The 15,419-nt window shown below is 61.8% G+C and carries 11 protein-coding genes; 4 read left to right on the top strand and 7 right to left on the bottom strand.

Translation table 11 applies throughout. The features are described from left to right. Window positions 1-14 precede the first annotated feature (14 nt). The 7 genes from BLS08_RS00355 to zwf all read right to left on the bottom strand — a co-directional run bounded on the left by BLS08_RS00355 (window position 15) and on the right by zwf (window position 10,825). Window positions 15-299: a hypothetical protein gene (locus BLS08_RS00355; protein WP_090335842.1), complete on the bottom strand. Its 285-nt coding sequence runs from the start codon at window positions 297-299 to the stop codon at window positions 15-17. 44 nt (window positions 300-343) lie between these two features. Then, on the bottom strand, window positions 344-1,411 hold the full coding sequence (locus BLS08_RS25960; RefSeq protein ID WP_139204187.1) for a hypothetical protein: 1,068 nt from the start codon (window positions 1,409-1,411) through the stop codon (window positions 344-346). Next, window positions 1,398-5,021 carry a hypothetical protein gene (locus BLS08_RS00345; protein ID WP_139204186.1) on the bottom strand — a complete coding sequence of 1,208 codons (3,624 nt, stop codon included), beginning with the start codon at window positions 5,019-5,021 and terminating at the stop codon, window positions 1,398-1,400. Before BLS08_RS00345 ends, BLS08_RS25960 begins: the two co-directional genes overlap by 14 nt. 458 nt (window positions 5,022-5,479) lie before the next feature. Next, complete coding sequence (locus tag BLS08_RS00340; protein WP_090335838.1) at window positions 5,480-6,280, bottom strand: DUF4123 domain-containing protein; 801 nt, start codon at window positions 6,278-6,280, stop codon at window positions 5,480-5,482. Further along, window positions 6,277-8,394 carry a type VI secretion system Vgr family protein gene (gene tssI, locus BLS08_RS00335; protein WP_090335836.1) on the bottom strand — a complete coding sequence of 706 codons (2,118 nt, stop codon included), beginning with the start codon at window positions 8,392-8,394 and terminating at the stop codon, window positions 6,277-6,279. The genes BLS08_RS00340 and tssI overlap by 4 nt, the downstream gene beginning before the upstream one ends. A gap of 186 nt (window positions 8,395-8,580) precedes the next feature. Beyond that, the gene (locus BLS08_RS00330; RefSeq protein WP_003241180.1) at window positions 8,581-9,099 is read right to left on the bottom strand and encodes an Hcp family type VI secretion system effector; all 519 of its coding nucleotides are present in this window, start codon (window positions 9,097-9,099) and stop codon (window positions 8,581-8,583) included. Window positions 9,100-9,382: 283 nt separating this feature from the next. Further along, window positions 9,383-10,825: a glucose-6-phosphate dehydrogenase gene (gene zwf, locus BLS08_RS00325; RefSeq protein ID WP_090335835.1), complete on the bottom strand. Its 1,443-nt coding sequence runs from the start codon at window positions 10,823-10,825 to the stop codon at window positions 9,383-9,385. A gap of 250 nt (window positions 10,826-11,075) precedes the next feature. Here zwf and hexR point away from each other — a divergent pair, with 250 nt between their 5' ends. The 4 genes from hexR to BLS08_RS00305 all read left to right on the top strand — a co-directional run bounded on the left by hexR (window position 11,076) and on the right by BLS08_RS00305 (window position 15,170). After that, window positions 11,076-11,942, top strand: a complete 867-nt coding sequence (hexR, locus tag BLS08_RS00320; protein ID WP_003464720.1) for a transcriptional regulator HexR — start codon at window positions 11,076-11,078, stop codon at window positions 11,940-11,942. A gap of 94 nt (window positions 11,943-12,036) precedes the next feature. Then, on the top strand, window positions 12,037-12,249 hold the full coding sequence (locus BLS08_RS00315) for a PA3496 family putative envelope integrity protein (RefSeq protein ID WP_017676164.1): 213 nt from the start codon (window positions 12,037-12,039) through the stop codon (window positions 12,247-12,249). A gap of 210 nt (window positions 12,250-12,459) precedes the next feature. Beyond that, a complete protein-coding gene (locus tag BLS08_RS00310; RefSeq protein ID WP_045733479.1) occupies window positions 12,460-12,918 on the top strand; it encodes a (2Fe-2S)-binding protein in 459 nt (152 codons plus the stop codon). Window positions 12,919-12,932: 14 nt separating this feature from the next. Next, window positions 12,933-15,170 carry a xanthine dehydrogenase family protein molybdopterin-binding subunit gene (locus tag BLS08_RS00305; protein WP_045733478.1) on the top strand — a complete coding sequence of 746 codons (2,238 nt, stop codon included), beginning with the start codon at window positions 12,933-12,935 and terminating at the stop codon, window positions 15,168-15,170. Window positions 15,171-15,419 lie beyond the last annotated feature (249 nt).

Raw genomic sequence — 15,419 nt, 5'->3', positions numbered from 1 at the left:
CTCAGGGACCAGTCTCAGGCGTTAGTCGGCGCAGGTTCGCTCAGAGCCTGAAGTGATTTCTTCGCGCCGAGAATACCGATGACGCCGACGGGGACGAATGGCACGCAGCCGATGATGAACAGGATGGCGCCCAGCTTGGTCTTGTCGAGCATGACCAGCAGCATGCCGAGTAGGTTCAACGCCAGAAACGGCAGCATCCAGACGAACAGGCCTTCATAGCGGGGTTCCATGCTGATCCAAATCACCGCGAGCAGATGAATGAAAGCGCCCAGTGGCATTTTGAAGTCCATCTTGTTCATGCGTTCTTTCCTTGAGTGTGTTGTTGGAGGTTGGTTGTCTGCAATCAACCGGCATAACGCACATGGCGAGCCATCAGGTTGGGGCGGCTGAAGGTGTCGATCTGGGGGATGCGTTCGTTCATTTCGCGCTCTTTGGCCTTGAAGGTTTCATCGTCCATATCGCGCCAATAGCGCGGTGCGCGGCCAGTTTGGCGGTCGTGCTCGGCGGTGGTGGGGTCGAGGTGGCGAAAGGCTTCCAGCTCTGGGGTGTCCGGCATAGGCTTGCTGATGTCCATGTAGTTTTGCAGGTAGTCCCAGAGGGCGCAGGGCACGGCGGTGCCGCTGCAGGCGCCAACGAAGTTGCCCATATTGATCCAGATGTCACGGTAGCGATGGACGATGCACAACACGTTGTTGGGCAGCCCCTGGCGATCCGGCGTGACAGTGATATAGGCATCGAACTCGTAGAAGGGCGCGACCTTTTCGCCGATGGTGCCGTTCTTTTTGTATTCGCCGTTATTGTTGTAGTCGAAGACGGTGACCAGCCCGGTGCGGCGGTTGAACTCCCAGAGTGGGCCTCGGGAGGCTTTGATCCAGAGTTTGGGGAAGTGATTGATAACAAGTGAGCCGACTCCCCACATGGATAGAGAAGGTAGAGCTACAAAAATAAAAGCGTCTAAGAGATTTTTAAATAGCTCTATTTGCCACCCTTCTTGAGAGTAGCTAGTGATTGATGCAAATGAAAGAAGTGCAATTGGGGATAAGAAAAAAAAACCAAACTCTCCAAAGGCCTTTAAGTAAATCCAAAACTTGGAACTTGCTGGAAATTGAGCGTGACGAATTTTTTCATTATCCAATCGATCATGAAGGTCAATATGCTCGAATGGCTTAGGTATATATTCATCGCGACTTTTCTGTTCATCTCTGACCCTATCCATCTCTTCCTGACGACGTAAGGAAGCTGGCTTGATATTGGTCAGTACGCAGGACGGAAACATGTCCTGAGTATTGCCCCAGGGCAGGCGCATGCTCCCGAAGCGGCGCAACCAGGGTTGTTTCTCAGCCGGCGGTTGGTCGGGTATGCGCTCCGGGTGATAGGCCTCAGCGCTGTAGAACGAATCAGGATTCGGCATGGGTCTTCTCATCGGCCCAGAAGGGTTCGTTGGTCTTGTTGAAGTTGGCGGCTGTTGCCTTGGCAGGATCGGCCTTGCCGCTTCTGATCGGCGGGGCGGGGAAGAGCCAGACGAGCGCGCCAGGGCGGCAGACTTTTTCGCCGGTATCCAGTGCCAGGCGCAATTGTGCGCGTACCTGCCATTGGTGATGCAGGCTGCTGTCACGCAGATTACCCGTCCAGCGTCTGGCTGGTGGCGTGTGCACATATAACTCGCGGCCATCGGGCAGTATGCGCTGAGTCACTGGGTCGGGGTTATGCACGGTGACTGTCGCGGGAAGCGGGTCACCGTTGCCGCGATAGCGTATTTCACTGCTGCGCAGGCGTGTTTCAGGATGAATGCTGACATCACCCATCTGCGCCAGCAGGCCAGGCAGATTGCTGCTGATGCGGATGCGGGTATTGGCGCTGGACAGCGTGCGCAGCTCGGCAGCCTCATTCCTGTCCAGCTTGGCATCCGGCTTGAAGTAGGGGTTGGGCTCGATGGCGATGCGAATGCCGGCGAAGATGCCCACCAGGCGATAGAAGGCTTCCTGCGTATCATCCGTCAGGTAATCGCGAGGCTCCGCGCCAAAGGGGCCGCATTCCAGCCAGTCCTCCAGTTGGGTGCTGCTGAGCCAGAACACCAGGCCTGCGCCGAGCGCGATCAGCACCAGTGCGGCCAGGCTGAAGGGGCTTAGGCCGAACAGTGCGCTGCTGCCGCCGAAGAAGGGGGCGATAGCACCGAGCATGGCGCCTGCGGCCATGGCACCAAAGCCCCAAACGGCATCATCCCCCCATTGCCAGGCATGGATGGCGTCCATAATGCAGACGACCGCCATGACAATGCTGGCTGCTGCGGTGACGAGCAAACGAACCGATATTTGTGTAACGACCTTTTCGCCCAGTGTCCGCCCCAGAAATCCTGGTAGTTTCTCAGGGTTGAGAGTCCAACGGATCTTGCGGACATATACTGAGAACCGATTGGCATCCTTCATTTTGAAGGCCAGCATTTCAAATGCTATTGCGGTATCAACTATTGCGCTCATTGTTCCAAAACCAGCTCTGGCACTACCTTTTGTTTGTTTGGTGCTTTCCTGCGCCTCCCACTCCGCAAACAAATTCCACATCTCCAACGACAGCACCGCCATCGAAAACGCGCCGCTATTGAGCGTCTGGAAGTACAGATTACGCTGCCCGGCCTCGACGGTACGGGCCAGTTCCTGAATGCGCTGATCGGCTAGCTGCATTTCCTTCTGTGCCGTCTGCGCCAGTTCCTGGGCTTGTTTCATGCGGCTGTCCAGGGCAGTTTGCTGGCTACGGGAGGCGACAACCTGTTGCGTGGCCGCATGTACCATTGCAGCGCGCTCGGCATTGATCTGGCTGGCAATGCTCTCGGCCTGTTCGGCCATCATTCGGGCGTTCTTGTGGCGGTTCAAGGCCTTAATCAGTCGCGCAGTTTGCTGGTTTTCCGGCATGGCCGCGACCATATGATCGGCGCTTTCACTGGGCAAGTTCTGACGGTTGGCCGTACGCGCGTTGCTGCTGGCTGACAGGTTGCCTTGGCCGTCCAACACTTCACCATAAGCGCGGATCGTGCGCTGGATATCCAAAGGCAGATCACTCAGCGCGAAGATATAGTAGCCGCCTGCCTTGGCTGCGCTACGGCGCATCAGGCGCAGTTCGCCGAAGTGTTCGATGAGCATGCTGCGCAGTTGCTCGATACTCATGCCGTGCAGGCGGATATTCATGGGCCTGGCTTCGGCAGCGAGCTTGCCGCGCGTAACGTTTTCCAGCCCTTGGGCCTCGCTCAGCGCTTGGCGACGTTTGTCCAGTTCGGCCTGTGCGCTGCGCTGTTGGCTTTCGGCTGCTTGCTGGGCTTTTTCGGCTTGCTGGCGTTGCTCGGTGGCTTGCTCGCGACCGCGCCTGGCGTTGTCGTGTCGATTTTGCGCGTGCTGGCGCTGTTGGTTGGCGGCGGCGCGCTCCGTCTTCGCTTTATCGATACCTTTGCTAGCCGCCCTGATTGGGCCGTCCAGGTGTTCATAGATACTGACTAGGGCGTTGGCAATGGTTTTGCCTTCGAGGATCACGGCGCTGGCCAGCCCGCCTGCATCGAGCAGGGCTTGAAGATGAGCCGCATCGATGGTGGTTTGCCCTTCCTTCGGTGCCTGTAGTTTCTCCTGTGCGGCCAGCACCGTGGCGCGGAAGCTGCCATCGCCGGTGTTTTCCTCGACTTGCGCCGGTTTGACATAGGCCTGCTCCAGTTTGGCCAAGTCATACTTGGGCCAGAACAGGCGGTGCAGGGGGTGTTGCACTTTTTCGGCTACCTGCAGGATGAACCGGCGCCCGGCGGAACCGGACTGACTCAAGCATGACCGTCCGTTGACAGCATCGACGAGCTGCGGGCTATTGCTGGCCAATGGGTCGTGATCAGCGGCTGTGGTGGCCAGCGAGGAAAATGCCTGGGCGGCAAAGTGCAGGGCGGCGACGTACTCGAAGTGATCCAGGCTGAGGTGATCGGCGATGGTCTGCTGGCACGCGCCTTTTTCCAACAGATCCACCAGGCATTGCTGGCTGCTTTCCATGGCTTGCCAGGCTTCCATGCGCTCGATGGCTGCGGTGAATCGGTTCAGATCCTGCAGTCCGGTCGGGGTGATCTTGCTGATGGAGGCGTGCAGCTTGTTCACTTCGCCGGATACGCTCCTGGGCACTATCGTCTGCTGCACGAGCATGGCGCTGGCGAAGTGGCCATGGGTGCGTGCGTACTCGGCGCATTGCTCCAGCAGCATCTTGTGACTGGCGATCTTGGCCGTCAGATGGCGCAAGCGGAACTGGTTGTCATCGAGCAGAATGGCGCAAAGCTGTCTAGGGCGCAGCGCAGCAAAGATGTCCGTTGCGCCAGGCTGCGCTTGCCACAGCTCTTTGGCCTCGAACGTTGGCTCGCTTCTGGGCTTCTGCGCCGCCAGCTTCTCGCGCAGGGCTTGTTCGATGGCGCCCATTTCCACTTCAGGTTCTGCGGGCGTGGTCTTGCCGGCCTTGCAGGCATCGAGAAAGGCATTGGCCGCCTTCAGGCTCTTGGCGGGGTACTGACCACTCAAGTCGCAGAGGTAGCGGCTGGGGTTGTCCAACATCAACTCATAGCCGGCCTGCCTGGCGCGCTGCGGTGCGGCGATGCTCAGCGGAAAGGCCCAGAGGTCAAGGTTCATCCGCACCAAGCGAGCCTCGTTAAGAGGCTGCGCTGAGTCCATTATCTGCTTGTAGGCTTCGATGATCTCCAGCCCGCCCGGTTTGCCAGTGAAGAGTTTATCGAAGGTGGCCTTGGAGACATCCAATTGTCTCTGGCTGATACGGGTGCGCCTGGTTGCCGTATCGCGCTCAAGAAAGGTAAGGCGGGCTGCACTCAACTGGATTTCGGAGAAACAGAGTTGAACGCTCAGTTCCTTGCGGTTGTTCCACTGCGAGGGCAGCCAGATTTCTTCCAGCCCGACCCCCACGGCTTTGCGCGGCCCGGATTTGAAGCCGGCGCCCTGGCGATAGCTGGCAACCCGTACATCATGATAGGTGACGCCACTCTCGCTGTTGCGCACCTCCAACTCGCGCCAGAGCTTGTCACGATAGAACAGGTACAAGTAACCATTGCGCAGGCTTACCGGTGTACCGAGGTCATATCGGCTCTTGCTGCCTGGCAAGGCAGTCATGGGCACCACCGGCACGATCTGGTTCCACTGAATGTCATGCTCGGGCTGGCGAGGTGTTGTGCGCAGTTCGTCATGCAGCGGTAGGCGGATCGGCCCGCCCTCGCTTGCAGCGATTTCCAGATACAAACTCCGTTTTGACTGGCTCTCCCAGTCCCACACATGCAGCACGCTGCTGAAGCTGTCGCTGGCCTGAATTTCAGGTTTGTCCTGCTGGGTCAGGCTGATGAGTGGCGCGTTCTTTTCATCGCAGATTACTAGTTTCTGCGTGTTTGGGTGGTTCTTGCCCACTACCTGGACGATGAGCTTGCCGGCCTCGCAGGCGGCGCCTTTGCTCAGTGCGCATACGTTGTTGCTCATACGCTGCTTTCCTTGTCTGTCGTATTCATGATCAGGTGCCGAGCGAGTGTCTTGAGGCGTTCCTGATCCGTTCCTGGCGGTAGTGCATCTGGCAGTGTCGCGTCAGGGTTGGCGTGGCGCAGATCGAGATAGGCACTCAGGGACTCGGCAGAAACGAAGCCGGCCTGCATGCCGGCGCTCAAGTAGCCCCAGGCCGTTTCGAAGCGGATGCCGCGCTGGTGTTCCCACCACTGGTAAAGAAAGTGCTCGCCTTGCTGGCGCTGCAGGGCTTGTTCCTGCGTGGTGGTCAGATGCAGTTCATGTGTGGTGGTTCCTGGGCGCCACGTCTGTGCTTGTTGGTTGTCGATCTGCTGCCAGGCTTCGCGGCCGTCGGCGCGTTCGTGCCAGGTGCCGCCATACCAGCTCAGACGCTGTATCGGGCCGAGCCATAGGGGGCGAGTTTCGGCATCGCAGGCTGGAAAGAAGTAACTGGCGGTGCGTGGCCTGGAGTAGCGCAGTACGCCGCGGCGCTCCTGATCGAAGCGGATGAACAGGATGTGACGCAGGTGGGCCAGCAGGCCTTCGGTTGCTCCTGTGGTTTCCAGCAGTAGGCCGGGCCAGGAGAGCGGTTCGTTCTGCATGGCGGCAAGTAGCGAGGGATTGGCCTGTGCATCGATCAGCAGGGGGCTTTCTTCCTCGCAGGCGGCCAGTTCGGTGCCGTCGAACAGGCGTGTCGGGTCCGGGCTTTCGCCAAGTCGATACAGCTCGGGCAGCAAATGCTCCGTGCGTTCCAGCAGCAGCCAATGCCCCGTGCTCATGTGCTGGCTCCGGCAGTCATGGCCTTACGGCAGGGGCAGTCGGATAGCGGGCATTGCATCGGGGTGCCACCCTTGGGCTTCTGGCAGAGTTCGACGATGGGCAGCTCTTCACGCAGGCGCTGTTTGAGCAGTCCTCCCGGCACATCCGCATCCGCCGGCTTCGCCGCCCCCGGCAACACTGGCGCCGCCCCCGAACCACTGCCCGGCGCACCGCCGGAGTTGATCTTGATCACCGGCCCGACCAGGGTGACGCCGCCACCGTCGAGTTTGATGAAGCTGCCGCCGCCCTTGAGGGTGAGTTCGCTGCCGGCTTCGAGCACGACCTTGAGGCCGCTGGAAAGGTGGATTTCCTGGCCGGCCTGGATGAACTGGCCGTTGCCCAGCTTGATGTGCTGGCTGTCGCCGACGGTGAGGTGGTCGTTGGCCTTGATCTCGGTCTTGCGGTCGGCGTGGGTGGTGCGGTGTTCTTCGGCCTTGAAGTGGCTGTAGGCGTTGGCTTCGACAGTGTCGTGGCGCTCGTTGCCGACGCGGATCTTCTGGTCGTGCTCGATGTTCTCGTCCCAGTCGCGCTGGGCGTGGATATAGATCTGCTCGGCGCCCTTACGATCCTCGATGCGCAGTTCGTTGTAGCCGCCACCGCCAGGGCTGCTCAGGGTCTTGAATACGCTGCGGGTCTTGTTCGCCGGCAGGTCGTAGGGCACGACGTGTTCGGCGTGGTACAGGCAACCGGTGACCAGCGGCTGGTCGGGGTCGCCTTCGAGGAAGGTGACCAGCACTTCCATGCCGATGCGCGGGATGGTGATGGCGCCGTAGCGATCGCCAGCCCAACTGGAGCTGACGCGCAGCCAGCAGCTGGTTTTATCGTCGGCCTGACCTTCGCGATCCCAGAAGAATTGCACCTTGACCCGGCCATATTGGTCGCAGTGGATTTCCTCGCCAGCCGGGCCTGTGACCACGGCGCTCTGGCTGCCGAGTATGCGCGGCTTGGGGTGGGCCAGCTGGGGACGGTAGGGCACGTCCCAGGGCGTGGCGGTGAAGCGGTTGCGGTAGCCTTGGTGGAAGTCGGTGTCGCCAGGAGCGCCCTCACCCCCGGCCCCTCTCCCGGAGGGAGAGGGGAGATTAAGTACCGACTCTTCCAGCACCTGCGGCTGCTTGCCTTCGTGCAGCACTTCGGTCAGCAGCCAGAGCTGGTTCCATGCCTCGCGCGGGTGCTCGGTCAGGTCGAGGAAGTGGCCGCTGACCAGGGTCGGCGAGTCGCCGTCGCCCTGGGCCAATTCGAAGTCGTGGCGGTGGCGCTCCAGGGCGCGCTTGGCCAGGTGCGTGCCGCGCTCGCGGTCGGTATAGCGGCCCGGGTAGTCGTAGTCTTCCAGCTTGGGTTGGGCATCGCCGTCGGCCTTGGCTTCCAGCTGCAGGCGCGGCTTCTCGAAGTCGTAGTCGCGGCGGGTGACCTGGCTGGTGCGGGTTTCCACGCGCACGCCGAAGTGTTTGATCACTGGGTCATCGGCCACCAGGCCGGTGTCCTGCTGGTAGGCCAGCGGTGCCAGACGCGGGAACACGGTCTGGTCGTCGCCGAAGGTCAGTACATGGCCTTCGCTACTGTGCTGGAAGTGGTAGTGGATGCCTTCTTCCTCGCACAGGCGCTGGACGAAGTGCAGGTCGCTCTCGTCGTACTGCACGCAGTATTCGCGCTCGGGGTAGAGCGAGCCGAGTTGGAATTGGTAAGCGTCGGCCTGGATGCCGTGCTCTTCGAGCACCTGGCCGATGATCTTCTCCACCGTCAGGTGCTGGAAGATGCGCTGATTGGTTCGGTGTGCCAGGTAGGCCAATTGCGGCACCAGGGTCAGGCGGTAACGCGTCATGCGCTTGCCGGATTCGCCCTGGGCGATGCGGTGGATCAGGCCGTGGATGCCGGCGCCGTTCTGATCGAAGGCGAGAAAGGCGCGCTGATGCAGCAGGCTCTCCAGATCGAGGTCGGGGCGTTCGCTGATCAGTTCCACATCGAAGGCGTAAGGCTGGCTGACCGCCTCGCGCCCTTTGAACTCGAGCACCTGCAGGTCGTGTTCGACACCGTCGATGCTGAGGCTGAAATGGGTCTGGTTGGCCTGGGCGAACATTCGTTGTTCCTCTCGATCATTCCATGATGGGCGCGTGGCGCGCTCCAGGTTGTAACCGAATCGGCCGCCGCGCGCTGGCAACGGTCGAGGTTTTCGGCGATTGGCCAGCGCTTTGTGCGCAGCCTGCCGAAACGCAACGGCCAGGACGATGCCTGGCCGCTACGGTGACGCGGACGCGATCCCGCCTTAGGCAGAGATCGGGGTACGCCAGTCGTCGGAGCCGGAAGTACCGGAGACTTCATGGGTCCAGACGATCTTGCGGTAGGTGAAGTAGACGTCTTCCAGGTGGGTGAAGTGCGCCATGTTCGGGTCCTGGCAGTTCGGCATGCGCGACTGTACGTCGACGATCACGGCGTCTTCCAGCTCGATGGTGAAGTAGTGCTCCTGGGTACCGGTGGAGGAGGTGCGGTACCACTCCAGGCGGCACTTGTTCAGACGCTCGCCGGAGGTCAGGGCGTTGAAGATCAGCGGCGAGGACTTGTCGAAGACCTTGGTGATCATCAGCGGCTTGTGCACGCGCTGGCCGGTCGGTTGGCCGGACTGCGGGTCGCGCGGGATGATGACCTGGTGGTTGTAGGCTTGCACCAGAATCTGGTCTTCATGACCTTCCTGGAAAATATTGCCGACCGAGTCCTCGGTGAAGGTGCCAGCGGTGATCAGACCTTGTTTGGTGCCTTCGAGGGACAGATACGCGGGTGTTGGCATGAGTGCTCTCCTTGCCTGGGTCATGGATCGTGATCGATCCGGGAGCCATGGCTAAAGCGAGCGGCATGCCATAAAAATAAAATCCTTTATAAACATATATTTAGCATGACCTATTGGGCGCTATTGGTCACGATGAGTGTTTCGTCACGCTATATTGCGCAACAAGTTGCGCAGTGCTGTGCAGGTTATTGCGCAGTCTGCTGAACAGCCTGTATTCACTGGCCTGCGCCAGTTTCAGCGCAGATTTATCCACAGCACGCTGCGCAAGAAGCTGCCAGGTTGGTCATTCGGCCCAATGGCGCCCGTGACGCTCCAGCAGGTGTTGCAGTTGCTCCGGGCCATCGCTGCCGGCCGGGTAGGGGCGCGGGCTCTGGTAGTGCTGGAGCCAGCCCTGCAGGATCGGGTCGACCCACTGCCAGGCCGCTTCCACTTCATCGCGGCGCATGAATAGGGTGGAGTCGCCCTCGATCACGTCGAGCAGCAGGCGTTCGTAGGCGTCCCAGCGGCGCTGCTGGTTGAAGACATTGGCCAGGTTGAGGTCCAGCTCCACGGGTTTGAGATGCATGCCCTTGCCGGGGTTCTTGGCCATCAGTTGCAGGCTGATGCGCTCTTCCGGCTGCAGGCGGATCAGCAACTGGTTGGCTTCGCCCTCATGGAACAGACGGTGCGGCACCGGCTTGAACTGGATGAGGATTTCCGAGGTTTTCTTCGCCAGGCGCTTGCCGGTGCGCAGGTAGAACGGCACGCCTGCCCAGCGCCAGTTGTCGATCTCCACCTGCACGGCGACGAAGGTTTCGGTGTCACTGTCGTTGTCGACGTTCTTCTCGAAGTAGTAGGCGGGCACGTCATGGCCGCCGATCTTGCCGGCGGTGTACTGGCCGCGCACGGTCTTGTCCTGCACGTCGAGACCGGAGATGGGTTTCAGCGCTTCGAGGATCTTCACCTTTTCGTTGCGCACCGCCTCGGCGTCGAAGCGCACCGGCGCCTCCATAGCCACCAGGCAGAGCAGTTGCAGCAGGTGGTTCTGGATCATGTCGCGCATGGCGCCGGCCTGGTCGTAGTAGCCGCCGCGGTTTTCCACGCCCAGGGTTTCGCACACGCTGATTTGCACGTGATCGATATGTCCAGCGCGCCAAACCGGCTCGAACAGGGCGTTGGCGAAGCGCAGCGCCATGAGGTTCTGCACGGTTTCCTTGCCCAGGTAGTGATCGATGCGAAACACCCGCGTTTCGTCAAATACGGCGCCGATGGCGGCGTTGATCGCACGAGCTGACTCCAGCGAGTGGCCGATGGGCTTTTCCAGCACGATGCGCGCTGCCGGCCCGGCCAGACCGGCGTTGGCCAGGTGTGCGGCGATGGCTTCGAACAGGCTCGGGGCGGTAGCCAGGTAATAGACCCGTACACGCCCGTCATCACGCCCAAGGCGTTTGGCCAGGCGGCCGAAATCGGCGCTTTGCGCCGCATCCATGGCGAAGTAGTCGAGGCGTGCGGCGAAGCTGGCCCAAGTCTCGTTGGCAAAATCGGCGCGCGCTACCTGAGCGCGGCAGTGACGCTCGGCCAGGGCCTGGTAGGCCTCGCGGCTGTGGCTGCTGCGGGCCAGGGCAAGGATGCGCACATCGGCGTGCAGACGTCCTTCGCGGTGCAGGTGATAGAGCGCCGGCAGCAATTTGTGCAGGGCCAGGTCGCCCGTACCACCGAAGACCAGCATGTCGCAGGGGATGCTCAAGGGAAGACTCCGACTCGTTAAGGCAGGCCGTTGCAAGCTACCTGCGTTTGCAGCAAAGAGGCAGTGAAAAGATCGGCTGCGCCCCTTTGCCGGAAAGTTCGTTCAGCGAATTGGCAGTGGCTTGGCTGTGCGCGAGCGCGAGCTATGTAGTATAACTACAAGGTCACTACAACCGCCGCCCGCCGATCATAACCGAGCTATGACCCAGCGAGTGCCGCGGTAGACCCTTTTCTGCATAGAGCCTATCTCAGTGAATCTGTTGCAACACATCGCCCAGTCGCGCCACCTGCTGCGCAAGTCCGAACTCAAGGTGGCCGATCACGTCTTGCTCGATCCTGCATCGGTGATGCACAGCTCCATGGCCGAACTGGCGCACAGCGTCGGCATCAGCGAGCCGACCATCGTGCGCTTTTGCCGCGCCATCGGTTGCAGTGGTTTCCAGGATCTCAAGCTGAAGCTGGCGCAGAGTCTGGCTGCCGGGGCCAGCTTCGGTCAGTTCGCGATTCACGAGGATGACTCGGTCGCCGACTTCAGCCTGAAGATCTTCGACACCACCCTGCATACGCTGATGGAGGTGCGCGAGAAGCTCGACCCCGAGGCGTTACAGCGCGCCATCGCCGCCTGCTCCAACGCGCAGCGCGTGGAGTTCTACGGCTTCGGTGCATCGGGTGCGGTGGCGGCCGATGCCCAGCACAAATTCTTCCGCCTGCTGCTCAACGCAGCCGCTTATTCCGACCCGCACATGCAGGCGATGAGTGCGGTGACCCTGCAGCCGGGCGACGTGGCGGTGTGCATTTCCCAGTCCGGCCGTTCCAAGGACTTGCTGATCACCGCCAACCTGGTGCGTGAGTCCGGCGCCAGCCTGATCACCCTGTGCCCTAGCCAGACGCCACTGGCGGAGCTGTCGACCGTCAACCTGGCCATCGATGTGCAGGAAGACACCGAGATCTACACCCCCCTGACCTCGCGCATCGCCCACCTGGTGGTGATCGACGTGCTGGCCATGGGCGTAGCCATGGCGCGCGGGCCGAGCCTGGTCAACCACCTCAAGAGCGTCAAGCGCAGCCTGCGCAGTCTGCGTCTGTCGCCGAAGTCGCTGCGTAACAGCGAGGATTGAGAGCGGGTTCATCGCCTGTTCATCTTCACGCCGTCAAAGCGTCATCTCCCCGGGTGAAGCTGGGTACTCCAGTCCTCGTTCCGGGAGAACCGAGATGCCTCGTATCTTCGATGACGCGCAACTGCACGACCAACCTGATGCCAAGACCCGGCGCAAGCTGCAAGACCAGCGCCGCATGGCCTATCGCCGGGCCATCGAGCATTATGCCGAGCAGTGCCAGCTGCAACGCGAGCTTGCCGACTTCCCCGAGCTGGTTTCCGCCAGCTACCTTCAGCACGGCGAACCTGATTCGCGCCGCGCCGCCTGACTTTCTTGTTGCCCTGCCTGCGGGCAGGGCAGTGAGCTTGCCCGATTCTACGAACTTATTGCCCGGTTCTGCTGATCTCTGTGGTCGGCAGCGACAGCAGGTTTTGCGCCCACTACAGTGATTATCTGGCCCCCTGTGTGCGGGGTTGACCGTGACCACCGGCAGTCATGCCGGAACCATCAGACACCATCAGAACAAGGTGGGTAGACCATGATTACCCTGAATCTCAATGGCAAGGACCATGAGCTGGACGTGGCCGACGACATGCCGCTGCTCTGGGCATTGCGCGACGTCGCCAATCTCACCGGCACCAAGTACGGCTGTGGCATGGCCCTGTGCGGCGCCTGCACGGTGAACGTCGAAGGCCAGCCGACTCGCTCCTGCGTCACCCCGGTATCGGCGGTGGTCGGCAAGCGCATCAGCACCATCGAGGCGGTTGGCGAAGACACCGTGGGCAAGGTGGTTCAGGACGCCTGGCGGCAACTGGACGTGGTCCAGTGCGGCTACTGCCAGTCCGGGCAGATCATGGCGGCGACGGCGCTGCTGAGCAGCAACAAGGCGCCGAGTGATGCCGATATCGACGCGGCCATGAGCAGCAACATCTGCCGCTGCGCCACCTATGTGCGGATTCGCGCCGCCATTCACGAAGCTGCCGGCAAACTGGCCTGAGGAGGCGCATAGACATGGGCAAGATCGAAACCCCCGATAGCGCCACTCGCGGCATCCTCAATGTCAGCCGTCGCACCCTGCTCAAGGGCGCAGGTGGCCTGGCGCTGGGCATCTTCTTCGCGCCGCTGATGCGCGGTATGGATGCGCTGGCGGCAGGTGGCCCGCTGGAACCGAACGCCTTCGTGCGTATCGACCTCGACGGTACGGTGACTGTGCTGGCCAAGCATCTGGAAATGGGTCAAGGCAGCTACACCGGTCTGGCCACCCTGCTCGCCGAAGAGCTGGATGCCGACTGGGACAAGGTACGCGTCGAAGGCGCGCCCGCCGATGTGAAACGCTACAACAATCTCGCCTTCGGCCCCATGCAGGGCACTGGCGGCAGCACCGCCATGGCCAACTCCTGGGAGCAGATGCGCAACGCCGGCGCCACCGCCAAGGCCATGCTGGTGGCTGCGGCCGCGCAGCGCTGGAGCGTACCGGCCAGCGAGATCAGCGTCAGCCAGGGCGTGGTCAGTCACGCCGGCTCCGGCCGTAGCGCCGGCTTTGGTGAGCTGGTCGAGGCGGCGGCGTCACTGCCGGTGCCGGAGCAGGTGCAACTCAAGGACCCCAAGGACTTCAAGCTGATCGGCAAGCTCGAGCTGCGCCGCAAGGACAGCACCGACAAGACTGACGGCAGCGCCATCTTCACCCAGGACTTCAAGCTGCCCGGCATGCTGGTGGCCATGGTTGCCTATCCGCCACGCTTCGGCGGCGTGCCACGCTCGGTCGACAGCAGCAAGGCCAAGGCCGTGCGTGACGTGGTCGAGGTGGTGGAGTTTCGCGATCTGCCACATGGTCGTTCGGGCGTCGCCGTGTTGGCGAAGAACACCTGGGCGGCGCGCCAGGGTCGTGATGCGCTGGTGATCGAGTGGGACGAGAGCCAGGCCTTCACCCTGGGCAGCGAGGAAATTCTCGCGCAATACCGCGACGATGCGGGCAAGCCAGGTCTGCCGGCCACGAGCAAGGGCGATACCGATGCGGCGCTGGCCCAGGCGGCTAAAACCGTCGAGGCCGAGTACGAGTTTCCTTATCTGGCGCACGCGGCGATGGAGCCGATGAACTGTCTGGTGAAACTCTCCAGTGACCGCTGCGAAATCTGGAATGGCGAGCAGTTTCAGACCGTCGACCAAGCCATCATCAGCGGCTACCTGGGCATGACGCCCGAGCAGGTTTCGCTGACCCAGCTGTATGCCGGCGGCAGCTTTGGTCGCCGCGCTGGTTCGGTGTCGGACTACCTGCTGGAGGCGGTGGCCATCACCAAGGCAGCGCGTGACAAGGGCGTGGATGTGCCGGTGAAGATGGTCTGGACGCGCGAGGACGATACCCGTGGCGGTTATTTCCGGCCGCTGTACCTGCACCGCGTGCGCATCGGCCTGGACCAGGCCGGCAAGCTGCAGGCCTGGCACAACCGCATCGTCGGCCAGTCGATCATGGCCGGTACTTCGATGGAGCCCTTCATGATCAAGGACGGCATCGACCATACCTCGGTCGAGGGCCTCTCCAACCTGTCCTATGCGGTGCCCAACCTGCAGGTGGAGCTGAGCACGCCGAGCAATATCAAGGTGCCGGTGCTGTGGTGGCGTTCGGTCGGTCATACCCACACCGGTTATGTCGCCGAAACCATGATCGATGAGGCCGCCGTCGCTGCAGGGCAGGACCCTTATGCCTTCCGTCATGCGCTGCTGGACAGTCATCCGCGTCACCGCGGTGCGCTGGAGCTGGCCGCCAAGGAGGCTGGCTGGGATAAACCACTGGCGGCGGGTGGCGAGGGCGAGAAGCGCGGGCGTGGCATTGCCGTGCACGAGTCGTTCGGCTCGTTCGTGGCGCAGGTCGCCGAAGTCACGGTGAAGGCCGATGGCAGCTACCGTCTGGATCGCGTCGTGTGCGCCGTGGACTGTGGCATCGCGATCAACCCGGATGTGATCAAGGCGCAGATGGAAGGCGGTATCGGCTTCGCCCTGGCGGCCGCCCGGCACAGCGCGATCACCTTGAAGGAAGGGCGGGTCGAGCAGTCGAACTTCCACGACTTCCAGGTGTTGCGCCTGAACGAGATGCCCAAGGTCGAGGTGCATATCGTACCGTCGGCGGCAAATCCGACCGGTGTCGGTGAGCCGGGTGTGCCGCCGCTGGCGCCAGCGTTGGCCAACGCCCTGTTCGCGGCCACTGGCGTGCGCTTGCGCAAGCTGCCGTTCCCGGCGCAGATCAAGGCCTGACGTCCGATACTGGAAACAGGAACGCCCGGGGTAATCCTGGGCGTTTGCGTTTATGGGGGCTGGTTTTCCCGGATGGCATCCGGGTTACGGTGGTGGCGCGAAACAAGCGGGGCGCTGCCGTTCGCTCCTGCAGGTGGATCAGACTCAGCTCGTGTGGGGGCGATCCGCGTTGGCCCGCCAGCCGTGGTGGGCTGAAGCCCACCCTACCAGTCTGAGTCCGGCGGTTGAGTGGATGTAATTGAGCTTGAG

Origin of the sequence: Ectopseudomonas chengduensis (genome assembly GCF_900102635.1) — a bacterium.
GTDB classification, from domain to species: Bacteria; Pseudomonadota; Gammaproteobacteria; order Pseudomonadales; family Pseudomonadaceae; genus Aquipseudomonas; species Aquipseudomonas chengduensis.
This window is presented reverse-complemented; position numbering and strand designations above follow the sequence as displayed.